This window comes from Halorubrum sp. Atlit-8R (genome assembly GCF_003666025.1).
Classification (GTDB): Archaea; Halobacteriota; Halobacteria; order Halobacteriales; family Haloferacaceae; genus Halorubrum; species Halorubrum salinarum.
Genome location: NZ_QPLV01000073.1, coordinates 1 through 443, shown reverse-complemented (window position 1 = coordinate 443; position 443 = coordinate 1). Strand labels below are relative to the sequence as shown.

1 protein-coding gene is annotated in these 443 nt (G+C 62.3%); it reads right to left on the bottom strand.

All coding sequences use genetic code 11. The annotated features are described in order from the left end of the window. Positions 1-114: 114 nt before the first annotated feature. A complete protein-coding gene (locus tag DVK05_RS16625; protein ID WP_101351273.1) occupies positions 115-306 on the bottom strand; it encodes a hypothetical protein in 192 nt (63 codons plus the stop codon). Positions 307-443 lie beyond the last annotated feature (137 nt).

The following is a 443-nucleotide window of genomic DNA, read 5'->3' as shown; positions in this document are numbered from 1 at the left end:
AGCGATTTCCGCCTCGCAAGCGGTGATCACCTGACGCTCGTTTGTGAGACCAACGAGGCGATGCAGGACGCCAGAAGACTGTGTCAGCGCGGATAGCCGTGGGGCGCGTCCCGCTCAGCGCAGTTCATCGAGCGAGACGGCCGCTGTTCGGTCCGCGGTGACCCACTCCGTCACGGTCTGCTGACGGTCCGAGGGGAAGATCGTCAGCTCCGAGGGGTTCTCGGGGTCGTCGTACAGGCAGTCCAGTTCGAACTCCGGGGCTTCATTCAGGTCAGTGTCCGACGGGGGCGTCGTGGTAGCACTCATGAGTCAGGGAGTGTGGGGATCACTGCAGTTGTCACACAGTTCATCGGGGGCGCTGCCGTTAGCAGCGAGGACAGCAGTCCCGCACCGTCGACACGTTCGTTGGGACCGAGCGTATTCGGTGTGAGAGTGAATATGTT